Raw genomic sequence first — 13,805 nt, 5'->3', positions numbered from 1 at the left:
TCTCCTACCAGGTGCGTCGCGCACCCGTCTCGAGCTCGGTGCCCCGATGCCGCCAATGCGGCTCCTTGTCCACGGTGCGCGCCGTGATGTGGCGCAGACTGCGGATCACCGACCCGTACAGTCCGGAAGCGGCGGAGGACAGTTTTCCGCCCGGTGGTTCGTCCATGAACGGCATGAACTTGTCCGGGAATCCGGGCATGGTGCAGCCGATGCAGATACCGCCGACATTCGGGCACCCGCCCACGCCGTTGAGCCAACCGCGCTTGGGCACATTGCATTTCACGACCGGACCCCAGCAGCCGAGTTTGACGATGCACTTGGGTGAACCGTATTCGTGCGCGAAATCGCCCTGCTCGTAATAGCCGGCCCGGTCGCAACCCTCGTGCACGGTCGCGCCGAAAAGCCATTTCGGGCGCAGCGCTTCGTCGAGCGGAATCATCGGCGCCTGGCCGGTCGCCATGTACAGCAGATACGTCAGGGTCTCGGAGAGATTGTCCGGTTGGATCGGACAGCCCGGCACACACACGATCGGGATGCCCGCCTTGCTCTGCCAGTCCCAGCCCAGATAGTCCGGGACGCCCATGGCGCCGGTCGGATTGCCCGCCATGGCGTGGATGCCGCCGTAGGTGGCGCAGGTGCCCACCGCCACGACCGCGGTTGCCTTGGGCGCCAAGCGATCCAGCCATTCGCTGGTGGTCATCGGTTGACCGGTGTCGGGGTTGTTGCCGAACCCGCACCAATAGCCTTCGGTGTGCAGCTGCTCGTTGGGAATGGAGCCCTCCACGACCAGCACGAACGGCTCGAGTTCACCGCGGTCGGCCTTGAAGAACCATTCCAGGAAGTCATCGGCGCCCCCGGTGGGGCCACATTCGTAATCGATCAGCGGCCAGTGGACGGCGACCTTCGGCAGTCCCGGAAGGGATCCGAGAGCGATCTCCTCGACACTGGGTTGGGTGGCGGCAGTCAACGCCACCGAGTCACCGTCACAACTGAGGCCTGCGTTGATCCACAGAACATGGATCAGCGTCTCTTCGGCTTTGACTGCTTCGCCAGTTGGCATGAATGCCGCCCTTCAGAAGCTGGTGGCCACCTGCGTGGTTCCGGTACAGCTCGGAATCCCGTCGAAATGTGACCCTGATCACGCCAGTCTATTCTCGGCGCAGACCTTCCTCAAGATCGCTGAGCAGGGCGGACGTCTGTTCGAACAGCCATTCGTACCAGTTCGCCAGGCCCATTCCTGTCGTCGCCGACACCGTCAGCACGCCGATCCCGGGATTGATGGAATTCGCGTACTCGCGGCACCGCTCCACATCGAAATCCACGTACGGCAGCAGGTCCATTTTGTTGATCAGTACCAGTGAGGCGGCCGCGAACATGTGCGGATATTTCAACGGTTTGTCGGTGCCCTCGGTCACCGAGATGACCACGACTTTCGCGTGCTCGCCCAGGTCGAAAAGGGCGGGGCAGACCAGATTCCCGACATTCTCGATGAACAGCAATGTGCCCGGGTCGGGGGACAGCGCCGTGAGCGCGGTGTCCATCATGGCGGCGTCCAGGTGGCATCCGGCGCCGGTATTGACCTGGACCACCGGCCGCCCGGTCGCGCGGATGCGCTCGCCGTCGAGCATGGTCTCCTGATCGCCCTCGATCACCGCGATCGAGGTGTCGGCGAGGTCGCGCAGCGTGCGCTCGAGCAGGGTCGTCTTGCCCGAGCCGGGGGAGCTGGTCAGGTTGATCGCCAGGATGGCCTGCTCGGCCAGCCGGCGCCGGACCGAGTGGGCCAGTGCGTCGTTCTTCGCGAGCACCTTCTGTTCGAGGGTGATCGTCTCGGTCGGCGCGAGGTGCACGTGCTCGCCGGGACCGTGCCCGTGCACATGGTCGCCCGCGTCGCCGTCGTGCCGGTGCGGATGATCATGCTCGGGTGAATGATGGTGGGGGACAACGGTGATCACGGCTGATCCGTCATCACCGCAGCCGCAGGTGGCGCACATTCCCGGCTCACCTCCAGGGACCGGATACGCAGCTCGCGCCCCGCGGTGATTTCCACGTCGGCGCTGCCACAGGGACACAACAGGATCGGATCGGCGACCTGGAATCGGTCGCCGCAGGATCGACACGACGCACTGCCCGGAATCACGGCGATCTCGAGCCGCGCGCCCTCGGCCACGGTTCCCTCCGCGGCGATCTCGAAACAGAACTCCATCGCGGCGGGGATCACCGCGCACAGCGCCCCGACCTCGACGGTCACACTGTGCACCCGCCGACCGGCCGCGTGTTCACACACCGCCTCGACCAGGCTGCAGGTTATCGCCATCTCGTGCACACGGGCCTCGATTCGACGATCGGAGAAGACCCACGCTACTCCCCGGCCTCGGGTGCGCGGGCGGTTGTCTCCACACCGGGCGCACCTGCCCACCGCTGCTCGATGCGGCCGAAGCGCCACCCGGCCAGCGCGATCACCCAGACGCCGACGAAAACACCGACGACCAGGCAACCGAGCAGCGTCGAATCGATGCCACCGGGGTCGGAACCCGCGCCACGCAGACTCAGCAGTTCGACCGTGCCCACGATCAGGGCGACCGCCACCGACAACGCCGTCACGGTGAGGTTGTAGTAGACCTTGCGCAGCGGCTGCGCGAAGGCCCAACCGTAAGCGAAGTTCATGAAGGTGCCGTCGATGGTGTCGAGCAGGCTCATGCCGGCCGCGAACAGCACCGGCAGGCACAGAATGGCGTACCAGGGCAGCCCGGCCGCCGCGCTGGTCCCGGCCAGCACCAGCAGCGCGACCTCGGTGGCGGTGTCGAAGCCCAGGCCGAACAGCAGGCCGATCGGGAACAGCTGCCACGGCCGGGAGATCGACTTCATCACCGGGCCCAGCAGCCGGGTCACGAATCCACGCCCGGCGAGCCGGTCCTCCAGCTCCGCCTCGTCGAAGCGGCCCGAGCGCAACCCGCGCACCGACCGCAGAACCCCGGTCAGCACAACGAGATTGATGATCGCGATGAGATAGAGGAAGCCGCCCACCACCACGGCGCCGATCACGCCGGAGTAGTGGTGCAGCGCCGAGGAGTCGTCGGACACCGGCCCAGCCACCGCTTTCACGCCCACCGACAGCAACAGCGCCAGACCGAACACCACGGTGGAATGCCCGAGCGAGAAGTACAGCCCGACCGACAGCGGCCGCTGCCCGTCGTGCATGAGCTTCCGGGTGGTGTTGTCGATGGCGGCGATATGGTCGGCGTCGAAGGCATGCCGCAGCCCCAGCACGTAGGCGGTGAGCCCGACCCCGAACCCGAGCGTCCGGTCGCCGACGCTGAAATGCTGTGGGGCCACGATCCCGATCAGCGTTCCCCAGCCGATCACATGCAACCCGACGACCACCGCGACGATCCCGGCCAGGCGGAGCCATTCCTGCCTGGTGATGGTGAACCGATCGGTCAGAAATCCGATCGGACCACGTCGCTGCACTGTCGACGCCACGGCTGACTCCCTGCGACCCGGGTTCCTCGACCGTAGACTCCGCCGACCTCGCGCGGCAAGACCACTCGGCGCTCGGCCACCGGAGCCCATGAACCCTGGTCGGGCCCCGGGCACGGTCCCTGGCCATCGGATGTCCATGTGCAGGAAGGGCTGGAGCACTACCCTCGAAGGTGCCCCGGCGGTCCGGTGGAGGACCGTGACGGACAGGACTGCGTTTCAGGCCCGATCACAGCCGGAGGGAGTTCTTCTGATGCCCAGCATCCGATCCGTCCAGGTGGACCATCCGGACGGCGAGCTGTTCCTGACCACTCGCGACATACCCGATCCGGGGCCGGGACAGGTGCGGGTCACCGTCGAAGCCTGCGGTATCTGCCACTCCGACAACGCGTTCGTCACCAACGCGTTGCCGGGTGTGACGTTCCCGCTGACGCCCGGCCATGAGATCGCGGGTCGTATCGACGCGGTCGGCGAGGGCGTACCGCGCTGGCGTCCCGGCGACCGGGTGGCCGTCGGCTGGTTCGGCGGTGCGTGCCTGTACTGCGACCACTGTCGTGACGGGGACTTCATACATTGCGAGAACCTCCAGGTGCCGGGCTGGCAGTATCCGGGGGGTTATGCGGAAGCGGTGGTCGTGCCGGCCAGCGCGATCGCCCGCATCCCCGACGAGTTCACCGCGGTCGATGCCGGACCGATGGCCTGTGCGGGAGTGACCACCTACAACTCGCTGCGCCGGAGCCAGGCCCGCCCCGGCGATCTGGTCGCGATCCTCGGCATCGGCGGGCTCGGGCACCTCGGTGTCCAGTTCGCCGCGAAGATGGGCTTCGACACCGTCGCGATCGCACGGGGGGAGGACAAGGAACCGCTCGCTACGAAACTCGGGGCCCGGCACTACATCGACTCCACAGCCCAGGATGTCGCCGCCGAACTCCGTCGTCTCGGCGGCGCCCGCGTCGTTCAAGCCACCGCCGCGAACGCCGAGGCGATGGCCGCCACGATCGACGGCCTGTCCACGGACGGTGAACTGATCGTCATCGGTGCGGTTCCGACGCCGATCCCGGTCAGCCCCTTCCAGTTGATCTTTCAGTCCCGCGCAGTGCGCGGGCACCCGTCCGGCACCGCCCGCGACATCGAGCGCACCTTCGACTTCGCCGCCGTCACCGGCATCCGGGCCATGATCGAGGAGCGGCCGCTCGACGACGCGCCCGCCGCATATCGCCACGCTCTCAGTGGGAAAGCCCGGTTCCGCGTGGTGCTGACAACAGGACTCTGACCGCAGCCCGGAGTCGAGGCGCGGACTGGTCGGACGGTCGTGGCGGGTCGGCGGCTGTGTGAATTCTCTTGCAGGGTAGTGGGATCAGCCCATCGCTGATCCTTTGCACCTGCCGTAGCGAGCCATGTTCATCGCGGGGCGGTCGCGGCCATGACGCTGGGCGAGCCTCGGTGAGGACTTTGCCGCTGCGGGGGTCGGTGCCGCACGGTGTGCACTGTTTATGCATCGATTGATGGGGTTGAGTCACCTGGGGGGCAGGCCCGCCGCGGCGGCGCAGTACTGCCACACTCGTTCCCGGTCGGCGGCCGACGTGCGGGTCCGCGCCCGGTAGTGCTCCGCCCGGGCGCGGCGATCGTGCCAGAACCGCCCCGACGGGACGTCGGTGGCCGCCAGCCAGACCGCGGTGTCCGCGCCTTGCTCGGGTGTGCGCAGGAGTGGTCCGGCCAGCCGGCGGAAGCGGGGCAGTGCCACCGAGATGCCGGGGGTGTCCACCCAGCCCGGGTGCATGCAGTGCACGGAAATACCCTGCGGCGCATACCGATCGGCGAGTATCGGGGTGAGGGCCACCTGGATGCGCTTCGAGCGCGCGTAGGCCGTCGCGCCGCGATAGGGGGTTGCCCGGTACTCGATGTCGCCGGGGTGCAGCGCCTGGGTGTACATGCCGCCGGAGGACATCAGGATCACCCGCGCCGCCGCCGAGCGGGCCAGTAGTGGTGTGAGCGCCTCGGTCATCAGCAGGGGGCCGAGCACGTGGGTCGTCAGGCAGAGTTCGTGGCCCTGGGGGTTCTCGGTTCGCCGCGGCGGCAGCACTCCGGCGTTGTGAACCAGCACGTCGACGCGATCGACCTGGCGGGCCAGGTCGGCGGTGAAGTTGCGGACGGCGGCCAGGTCGGAGACATCGCAGCACGTGACGCTGACCGCCGCGCCGGGCACGGCCGCGGTGATCTCCGCTGCCGCGGCGACGCCGCGCTCGCGGTCGCGCACGACCAGGGTGAGCACCGCGCCGAGTTCCGCCAGGCCGGTCGCGATGGCCTTGCCGATCCCGGAGTTCGCGCCGGTGACCAGGGCGGTGCGGCCGCGCAGCGCATCGGTGGCGATCGGCGGCCATGACCCGCGCCGGAGCCGGTGACCGAGGCGGCCGTAACCGAGGACGACCGTGCGGTCCAGGAAGTCGTCGAGGACGTGCTGTGCGCTCATGCCGTCGTCTCGCCTTTCGCTCGTGTCGCTCGATGCCGGGCATAGAGTGAACCGATGCATCGTTTTTGCATCGATTGAATGCTAGCATCGACAGTCAGGAGCCGGGAACAACCGACCGGCGCACGCCCAACCGGCGGAGGAACCATGCACACCAGTCCATTGCGCGGCCGCCGATGGCTGCGCGCCGCGGCCGCGGCCGCGGTCCTGCCCGCCTGCTGGCCGCTCGCCGCCCGGGCGGCCGCCGCACCTCCGCCGCCCGTGCCGACGCTGGAGGTGTCCCGGTACACCGGAACCTGGCTGCAGCTCGCGGCGATCCCGCAGCCGTTCAATCTCGCCTGCGCACGCGACACCCGGGCCGAGTACACCCCCACACCGGACGGGCTGACCGTGCGGAACTCCTGCACCACCTGGCTCGGCACCCGCGACGAGATCACCGGCACCGCGCGCGTCACCGATCCGGCCACCAATGCGCAACTGGGGGTGAGCTTCCGGGGCGAGTCCGATCCGGCGACCAACTACATCGTCACCGCGCTGGATCCCGACTACCGCTGGTCGGTCGTCGTGAACCCCGGCCGCACAGCCGGTTTCGTGCTCTCCCGCATGCCCGCGCCCGACGCCGGGCAGTGGAGCGACATCCGCGCCGGCATCGACGCGGCGGGCATGGATCCCTGCCTGTTCCTGACCTCACCGGTGACCGGCGGCTTCGACGGAATCGAGCCGTTGTGCGCGCGCTGACCGGGGCGGCCCGCCGCCGCGTCGCGGTGATCGGCAGCGGAGTGTCCGGCCTCACCGCCGCCTGGGTCCTGGCCCGCGACTGTGAAGTGGTGCTGTACGAGGCGGATTCGCGGCTCGGCGGCCACGCCCACACTCATCGGGTGCCTGTGCGCGCGGACGGCTCCGGCGATCGCCTCGGCGTGGACTCGGGGTTCATCGTGCACAACGACCGCACCTACCCGACGGTGCTGCGGTTGTTCGATGAACTGGGCGTGCGCACACAGGAATCCGACATGTCGATGTCGGTGCGCTGCGACGGCTGCGGCCTGGAGTACGCCGGAGCGAAGGGGCCACGCGGACTGATCCCGGAACCCTCGGTCCTGCTGCGCCCGCCCTATCTGCGCATGCTCGGTGAGATCACCCGCTTCCACCGGCTGGCGCGGGCCGAATTGGCCACCGGCGCCGACGAACCGCGCACCCTGGGCGAGTTCCTCACCGACTGCGCCTTCACGCCCTACTTCACAGCGCACTTCATGGTGCCGCTGGTGGCGGCGGTCTGGTCGTGTCCGCCACGGCTGGCCCTGCGCTACCCGGCCCGCTATCTGTTCACGTTCCTCGATCATCACGGCATGCTCACCGTGTTCGGATCGCCCACCTGGCGCACCGTCACCGGCGGCTCGGCGAGCTACGTGCGGGCCGTGGCCGCCCGCCTGCACCAGGTGCGCGCGGGGGTTCCGGTCCGCTCGGTGCACCGTGGCGCGCACACCGTCGGCGTGCGCGACGATGCCGACGAGGTGGAGTTCTTCGACGCCGCGGTCATCGCCACCCACCCGGAACAGGCACTGCGCCTGCTGGATTCGCCGACCATCGCCGAGTCGCACATCCTCGGCGGCCTGCCCTATACGGCCAATCGAGTGCTGCTGCACACCGATGATTCGGTGCTGCCCCGGCGGTCCGGTGCGCGCGCCTCGTGGAACTATCGGCTGCCGCACTGCACGGCCACCCCGGAGCGGGTCCAGGTCAGCTACGACCTGACCCGGTTGCAACGCCTGCCCGATGGTCCGGGCGATCGGCGGTTCCTGGTCACCCTCGGCGACGACGGCCGGGTGGCGCCCGAAACCGTCCTCGCGACCATGGACTACGAACACCCCCGGTACACACCCGAATCCATGACCGCGCGCCGCCGGCTCGCCGAAATCGGGGACCACACCGTGGCGTTCGCCGGGGCCTACCACGGCTGGGGATTCCACGAGGACGGCGCGCTCTCGGGCGTGCGCGCCGCCGAACGGATCGGCGGCCGGTGGCAGAGGAGCCCGTCGACCCCGGCAGTCACCATCCGGGAGTCGTCATGACCCGAGCGAGGCTGGTGCGCACCGTCATTCACCACACGCGGCTGGCGCCGGTGCGACACGCCTTCACCTATCGCAGTTACAGCTGGCTGGTCGACCTGGACGAACTGCCCGCACTGCCGTGGCCGTGGCGCTGCCTCGCGAGCTTCCGAGCCCGCGACCACCTCGGCGACCCCGCTGCCACCCTGCGCGCCAACGTGATCGACTACCTGGGCGCAGCGGGGATCGAACTGGGCGACGGACGCGTCCTCATGCTCGCCAACGCCCGGGTGCTCGGATACGTCTTCAATCCCCTCACCGTCTACTGGTGCCACGACGCGAACGGCACACTGCGCTGGGTGATCGCCGAGGTCCACAACACCTACGGCGAGCGGCACCGCTACCTGGCGCCCGCGCAGCCGGAAGCGATTGTCGCCAAGGAGTTCTCCGTGTCCCCGTTCACTCCCTCCGCCGGGCGGTACCGGCTGCGGGCTCCGGAACCCACGGATCGGCTCCGGGTGGCGATCACGCTGGAGGGAACCGACGGCCGCGCCGTATTCGCCGGGAGCGTCAGCGGGCAGGTGCTGCCCGCGAACCGGCGCACCGTGGCCCGGGTCCTGACAGCGCATCCGGTCGAAACGTTGCGGGTGACCGCCCTCATCCGCTGGCAAGGGCTGCGGCTGTGGCGCCGGGGCCTGCCCATCACGCCGCGCCCGTCCGCCGCCTCCCGGGAGGTCCTGACATGAGCCGACGCTCGTTCGCGCGGCCGCCCGTCGTCTCCGGTGCGCACCGCATCGCACCGCCGCCGGTGCCGATCGGCACGCGGTCCGCACTCGGTCGCCCGGTCGTCTTGGCCCTGTTCGAGCGTGCGGCGCAACGCCTTCCGCTGCGGATCGAACTGCCCGGCGGCGCATGGTGGGGCGGCGCGCTAGACGATCCCGGTGCGCCCCGGCTGGTGCTCCACGATCCGGACGCCTTCGCCCGCCGGATCGCGGTCTCGGGTCTCATCGGATTCGGCGAGGCGTACATGGCCGGCGAGTGGAGCGCCCCGGATCTGCCCGCGGTGCTCACGGTGCTGGCCGCCGACATCCGCGCCGTGGTGCCCAGGCCACTGCACGTGTTCCGGCCGCTGCTGCTCCCGCGACACCCGCGGGCCACCAAGGCGACCGCCTCGGGTGCCCGCCGCAACGCGGCGCACCATTACGACCTGTCCAACGACTTCTTCGCGGCCTTCCTCGACGAGACCCTGACCTATTCGGCGGCGCTGTTCGAACGCCTGGAACCAGCGCCGACCTGGGACGATCTCGCCGCGGCGCAGCATCGCAAGATCGATCGGCTGCTGGACGACGCCGGGGTCGGGCCGGGCAGCACGGTGCTCGAGATCGGCACCGGCTGGGGCGAATTGGCGCTGCGGGCGGCCCGCAGGGGCGCGACGGTCCGGTCGCTCACCCTGTCCTCCCAGCAACAGCGTCACGCCCGGCAGCGAGTCGCCGCCGCCGGGCTGACCGACCGGGTATCGATCGAGCTGCTCGACTACCGTCACGTCGACGGGCGCTACGACGCCGTCGTCTCGGTGGAGATGATCGAGGCGGTCGGATACGACTACCTGCCCGGCTACCTGGCCACCCTCGAACGGGTGCTCGCACCCGGCGGGCGCATCGCTCTGCAGGTCATCACCATGCCGCACGACCGCCTGCGGGCCGCGCGGCGAACGCACACCTGGATCCAGGAGTACATCTTCCCGGGCGGGTTCCTGCCCTCGGAAACCCTGCTCGCTCAGCTTCTTTCGGCGCACACCGGCCTGGGGATCACGCATCGCCGCAGCCTCGGCCACCATTACGAGCACACGCTGCGCCTGTGGCTGGAACGATTCACCGCCGCCGCCGACCACGTCGCCGACCTGGGATTCGACGAGGTCTTCCAGCGGATGTGGCGGTTGTACCTGGCCTACTCCGAGGCCGGATTCCGCTCGGACTATCTCGATGTCGTGCACCTCGTGCTGTGCGAGCGGGACCGCGGTGCCGCCGATCTCGCCGCGGTGCGGACGTGAATTCCGGACCGGGCGGGACGCAGCCAGGGGCGGTGGCCGAGTTCACCGTGGGTGCGGTCGCGCGGCGGCTGGGTGTGCCGGTGGCGACCCTGCGCAGCTGGAATCGGCGTTACGGGATCGGCCCGCAGCGGCATCGGCCCGGAAAGCACCGGTACTACACCGGGACGGACCTGGCGATGGTCACCCGCATGGTCGAGTTGGTGCGGGCCGGCGCCAGTCCCGGCAGTGCCGCGCGGGCCGCGCGGGCCGTCGCCGAACCGGGCCCGCACCGTGGCGATGTCGGACCGGTGCTGGCCGCGGCGGAGAGCATGGATGTCGCCCGGTTGCTGACGCTGCTGTCGGCGCACGTGGCCCATCACGGGGTGGTCGACACCTGGAATCTGTTGTGCCGCCCCGCCTTCGCCGAGATCGTCGATCGCCAGCGCCGCGGCGAGGGCTATATCGAGGTCGAGCACCTGCTGTCCTGGGCGTCCACGACGAGCCTGCATCGTGCGGTTCCGGCGGTGGCGGACGCGGCGGGGGAGCCGCGAATCGTGTTGGCCTGCACCGCCGGAGAGCAGCATGTGCTGCCGCTCGAAGTCCTGCGCGCGGCCTTGGCCGAGGGTGGCACCGCGGCGCTGCTGCTCGGTGCGTCGGTTCCGGCGGAGGCACTCGAGCGCGCTCTGTCCCGGCGGCGCCGCCCGGCCGCTGTCGTGCTGTGGTCGCAATCGCCGGGCACCGCGTCGCTCGAATCGCTGCGGGTGGCCACCGCCGCGGCCGGGTCGGTGTTCGTCGCCGGGCCGGGCTGGGAACACACCGGCGGCGAGGCCGACGTCTCGCGACTGCGCTCGTTGGAGGAGGCGCTCGATGCGCTTACCGCGCCGCGGACGCGCTGAGCAGTTCGACCGCTTCGGTGAGGTCGGCGAGCCGCCGGGCGGATTCGGGCAGGATGAGGGTGTCCCAGCCGGGACCGCCGACATAGACCGTCGCCTGGGCGTCGGCACAGGCGCGGATCGCGGAGGTGAGGGCCGTCGCCTCCTGCTGCGACCACAGCACGACCGCGGCCGGAACCGGGACGCGGGCCAGCGTGTCGGCCAGGGCCGCGGTCGGGACATCCGGCCCGAGCATTCGCGCCCCCACCTCTCGTTCCGCGAGCGCCGCGCGCAGCACTTCCAATGGCAGAGAATGGGTTTCACCGCCGGTGCAGGCGAGGATCAGCGGCGCGGACAGACGGGCGGTGGCCGGCGGCACGGTCCGGTGCAGGGCCGCGACGATGCCCCAGGACAGCAGATGTTCCACGTCCACGCAGCCCTCGCCCCCGAGCTGGCGGCCGACGATGTTCGCGAAGGCGGGGCGGCACAAGCCATCCCAGGTGTCGATCACCCCGTACATGCGCACATGCTTCTCGACCAGATCGCAGACCACGTCGGTATCGAGATCGAACGCCGCCGACACCAGCGCCGCCGCATCACCGAACGACAGGGCCGAACCCCGGGCGGCCGCGGCCGCGCCGGCCGGCGTGGAACCGGCGCGGATCAGCTCGACCATCCGCGTCAGCAGCGCGATATCGCCTTCGGTGTAGAGCCGGTGTCGGCCCGGGCGATCCTGTTCGGGGCCGATACCGTAGCGGCGATTCCAGCTGCGCAGGGTCGCGGTCGGGATGCCGAGCCGTTCGGCCGCCGCGCGGACCGAGAAACCGGTCTGTTCGGGGGCGGATATCGGGCGGTGCGACATGCCTTGATTGTGCCTGTTCATGATCGGAAGGGGTGATTACGGTGCGGTGTGTGGTGTTCGGGGCCACCGGCTATATCGGTGGCCGCCTGGTGCCGGAACTGCTGGCGGCCGGGCACAGTGTGCGCGTCCTGGCCCGCGACGTCGGCAAACTCGACGACGTGCCCTGGCGGGATCGGGTGGACGTGGTGCGCGGCGACGTCACTCGCCCCGACGACGTGCGCAGCGCGCTGGCCGGGCAGGACGTTCTCTACTACCTGGTGCATTCCTTGGCGCGCACCGATTTCGAGCATGTCGATCGGGAAGCGGCGCACACGGTCGCCGCGGCGGCGGACGGTGCGGGACTGCGGCGGATCGTGTACCTGGGCGGCATCACGCCCGCCGATCAGGAGCTGTCACGCCATCTGGCGTCGCGCGCCGAGGTCGGCGAGATCCTGGTGCGGGCGGCGACGCCCGCGGTGGTGCTGCGGGCCGCCGTCATCATCGGTTCCGGCTCCGCGAGTTTCGAGATGCTGCGCTATCTCACCGAACGCCTGCCGGTCATGGTGACCCCGCGGTGGGTGCGCAACCGCATCCAGCCCATCGCCGTGCGCGACGTGCTCTACTACCTCGTCGCCGCCGCCGGTCTGGCGGGCGACGTGAACGACGCGTTCGACATCGGCGGTCCCGACGTGCTCACCTACCTCGGGATGATGCGCGGCTACGCGGCCGTCGCCGAGCTGCCCCGCCGCTTGATCGTGCCGGTTCCCGTGCTCACGCCGTGGCTGTCGGCGCAGTGGGTGAATCTGGTGACGCCGGTGCCGCGGGCGATCGCCGTACCGCTGATGGAATCCCTGGTCAACGACGTGATCTGCGCCGATCACCGGATCGCCACGGTCATCGCCGACCCGCCCGGCGGGCCGACGCCGTATCGCCGCGCGGTGACCCTGGCCTTGCAGCGGGTCCGGGCGCTGGACGTGCCCACCCGCTGGTCGGACGCGAATCCGCCGCACGCCCCGGCCAATCCGTTGCCCACCGACCCGGAATGGTCCGGCGGATCGATGTATTGCGATGTGCGAGAACAGGATACGGCGGCCGACCCGGAAGCGGTGTGGTCGGTGCTCGAGGCGATCGGCGGCGCCAACGGCTGGTACTCCTTTCCGCCCGCCTGGGCGCTGCGCGGCTGGATCGACCGCCTGATGGGCGGCGCCGGGCTGCGCCGGGGCCGCCGCCATCCGCACCGGCTGCGCGAAGGCGACGCCCTGGATTGGTGGCGGGTCGAACGCCTCGAACGTGGCCGCCGGATCCTGCTCCGCGCGGAGATGCGGGTCCCGGGCCGCGCCTGGCTGGAACTGTCGGTCTCCCCGGCCTCCGGAGGCGGAGCGCACTACCGTCAGCGCGCCCTGTTCGAACCCCACGGCCTGGCCGGGCACCTCTACTGGCATGCCATCGCCCCGTTCCACGCCCTGATCTTCGGCGGCATGGTTCGCAATATCACCGGCGCGGCACAGCGAGCACCGTGAGCAACAGGCCGGGTGCTTCGAGGGTGCCTCCGGGCGGGCCATCTGTTCGCAGGGTGCCCCGCACGTCCCCGTTCAGGCCGTGCGCGAGGCGGCGAAGCGGCGACAGTTCGGGGGGAATTGGGCCGACCGTAGCCTGCCATTGACCTTGAACGCCTACCCTGGGGCAGGTCGGCCCCCTCCGCGGTGGCGCAGACCCCTCGGCAATTGCCTTTCGGGCCCTCGTGGCATTCCTCGCGCGTGGTCGACCTCGGCGTACACCGCCGCCGCGAGTTGAGAATCCAGCCCGCCCGGTGAGACCGGCGTCGGGCACGGATTCGGAGGTACGCCATGACAGCAGCTCCACGCGAATCACACGGTGACGGCCCCGCTCGGCGGGCCGGACGCTGGCACAGGACACCGCCCACCATCACCCGCGGTTCCGACGACGATGCGCCGGTGGTGCGCTGGCCGGATCCGAGCCGGCTCGAATCGTGGTGGAACGCGATCATGCATCACGCCGACGAGCCGCCCGTCGGCACGTGACACACCTGGGCCGCTGATGCGCGGCCCGGACA

The 13,805-nt window shown here is 70.0% G+C and carries 14 protein-coding genes; 8 read left to right on the top strand and 6 right to left on the bottom strand.

What is annotated here, in order from left to right:
- Nucleotides 1-4 precede the first annotated feature (4 nt).
- The 4 genes from ACQPYY_RS18815 to ACQPYY_RS18800 all read right to left on the bottom strand — a co-directional run bounded on the left by ACQPYY_RS18815 (nucleotide 5) and on the right by ACQPYY_RS18800 (nucleotide 3,468).
- The gene (locus ACQPYY_RS18815) at nucleotides 5-1,060 is read right to left on the bottom strand and encodes a hydrogenase expression protein HypE (protein ID WP_379100109.1); all 1,056 of its coding nucleotides are present in this window, start codon (nucleotides 1,058-1,060) and stop codon (nucleotides 5-7) included.
- 88 nt (nucleotides 1,061-1,148) lie between these two features.
- Nucleotides 1,149-1,991: a hydrogenase nickel incorporation protein HypB gene (hypB, locus tag ACQPYY_RS18810; RefSeq protein WP_433590368.1), complete on the bottom strand. Its 843-nt coding sequence runs from the start codon at nucleotides 1,989-1,991 to the stop codon at nucleotides 1,149-1,151.
- Nucleotides 1,949-2,323 carry a hydrogenase maturation nickel metallochaperone HypA gene (gene hypA, locus ACQPYY_RS18805; RefSeq protein WP_357276018.1) on the bottom strand — a complete coding sequence of 125 codons (375 nt, stop codon included), beginning with the start codon at nucleotides 2,321-2,323 and terminating at the stop codon, nucleotides 1,949-1,951. Before hypA ends, hypB begins: the two co-directional genes overlap by 43 nt.
- A gap of 35 nt (nucleotides 2,324-2,358) precedes the next feature.
- Complete coding sequence (locus tag ACQPYY_RS18800; RefSeq protein ID WP_433594677.1) at nucleotides 2,359-3,468, bottom strand: HoxN/HupN/NixA family nickel/cobalt transporter; 1,110 nt, start codon at nucleotides 3,466-3,468, stop codon at nucleotides 2,359-2,361.
- 262 nt (nucleotides 3,469-3,730) lie between these two features.
- Between ACQPYY_RS18800 and ACQPYY_RS18795 the strand changes: the two genes are divergently transcribed.
- Nucleotides 3,731-4,750 (top strand): alcohol dehydrogenase catalytic domain-containing protein, encoded by a 1,020-nt coding sequence (locus ACQPYY_RS18795; protein ID WP_433590367.1) that lies wholly within the window; start codon nucleotides 3,731-3,733, stop codon nucleotides 4,748-4,750.
- Between the two features lie 243 nt (nucleotides 4,751-4,993).
- On the opposite strand, the gene ACQPYY_RS18790 is transcribed toward ACQPYY_RS18795, so the two are convergent.
- Nucleotides 4,994-5,947, bottom strand: a complete 954-nt coding sequence (locus tag ACQPYY_RS18790) for an SDR family NAD(P)-dependent oxidoreductase (protein WP_433590366.1) — start codon at nucleotides 5,945-5,947, stop codon at nucleotides 4,994-4,996.
- A 144-nt stretch (nucleotides 5,948-6,091) separates the two neighbouring features.
- Here ACQPYY_RS18790 and ACQPYY_RS18785 point away from each other — a divergent pair, with 144 nt between their 5' ends.
- From ACQPYY_RS18785 to ACQPYY_RS18765, 5 genes are read left to right on the top strand one after another with little or no spacing between them, the layout of a single operon-like run.
- A complete protein-coding gene (locus tag ACQPYY_RS18785; RefSeq protein ID WP_433590365.1) occupies nucleotides 6,092-6,682 on the top strand; it encodes a lipocalin family protein in 591 nt (196 codons plus the stop codon).
- Nucleotides 6,670-8,013 (top strand): NAD(P)/FAD-dependent oxidoreductase, encoded by a 1,344-nt coding sequence (locus ACQPYY_RS18780; RefSeq protein WP_433590364.1) that lies wholly within the window; start codon nucleotides 6,670-6,672, stop codon nucleotides 8,011-8,013. Before ACQPYY_RS18785 ends, ACQPYY_RS18780 begins: the two co-directional genes overlap by 13 nt.
- Nucleotides 8,010-8,735, top strand: a complete 726-nt coding sequence (locus ACQPYY_RS18775; RefSeq protein WP_433590363.1) for a DUF1365 domain-containing protein — start codon at nucleotides 8,010-8,012, stop codon at nucleotides 8,733-8,735. The genes ACQPYY_RS18780 and ACQPYY_RS18775 overlap by 4 nt, the downstream gene beginning before the upstream one ends.
- The gene (locus ACQPYY_RS18770; RefSeq protein WP_433590362.1) at nucleotides 8,732-10,039 is read left to right on the top strand and encodes a class I SAM-dependent methyltransferase; all 1,308 of its coding nucleotides are present in this window, start codon (nucleotides 8,732-8,734) and stop codon (nucleotides 10,037-10,039) included. The genes ACQPYY_RS18775 and ACQPYY_RS18770 overlap by 4 nt, the downstream gene beginning before the upstream one ends.
- Nucleotides 10,036-10,914 (top strand): MerR family transcriptional regulator, encoded by an 879-nt coding sequence (locus ACQPYY_RS18765; RefSeq protein ID WP_433590361.1) that lies wholly within the window; start codon nucleotides 10,036-10,038, stop codon nucleotides 10,912-10,914. The genes ACQPYY_RS18770 and ACQPYY_RS18765 overlap by 4 nt, the downstream gene beginning before the upstream one ends.
- Here the strand turns inward: ACQPYY_RS18765 and ACQPYY_RS18760 are convergent.
- Entirely contained in the window at nucleotides 10,892-11,752 is an 861-nt protein-coding gene (locus ACQPYY_RS18760; protein WP_433590360.1) for a MerR family transcriptional regulator, read from the bottom strand. The genes ACQPYY_RS18765 and ACQPYY_RS18760 overlap by 23 nt on opposite strands.
- A gap of 50 nt (nucleotides 11,753-11,802) precedes the next feature.
- On the opposite strand from ACQPYY_RS18760, the gene ACQPYY_RS18755 reads away from it, so the two are divergent.
- A complete protein-coding gene (locus ACQPYY_RS18755) occupies nucleotides 11,803-13,251 on the top strand; it encodes an SDR family oxidoreductase (protein WP_433590359.1) in 1,449 nt (482 codons plus the stop codon).
- A 327-nt stretch (nucleotides 13,252-13,578) separates the two neighbouring features.
- Nucleotides 13,579-13,773 (top strand): hypothetical protein, encoded by a 195-nt coding sequence (locus tag ACQPYY_RS18750; protein WP_379100068.1) that lies wholly within the window; start codon nucleotides 13,579-13,581, stop codon nucleotides 13,771-13,773.
- The last annotated feature ends 32 nt before the right edge of the window (nucleotides 13,774-13,805 follow it).

The sequence above is a fragment of the Nocardia sp. CA-145437 genome, from assembly GCF_050956485.1.
Lineage (GTDB): Bacteria > Actinomycetota > Actinomycetes > Mycobacteriales > Mycobacteriaceae > Nocardia.
The sequence above is the reverse complement of the archived record's forward strand: the minus strand, read 5'-3'. Positions and strand labels throughout refer to the sequence as shown.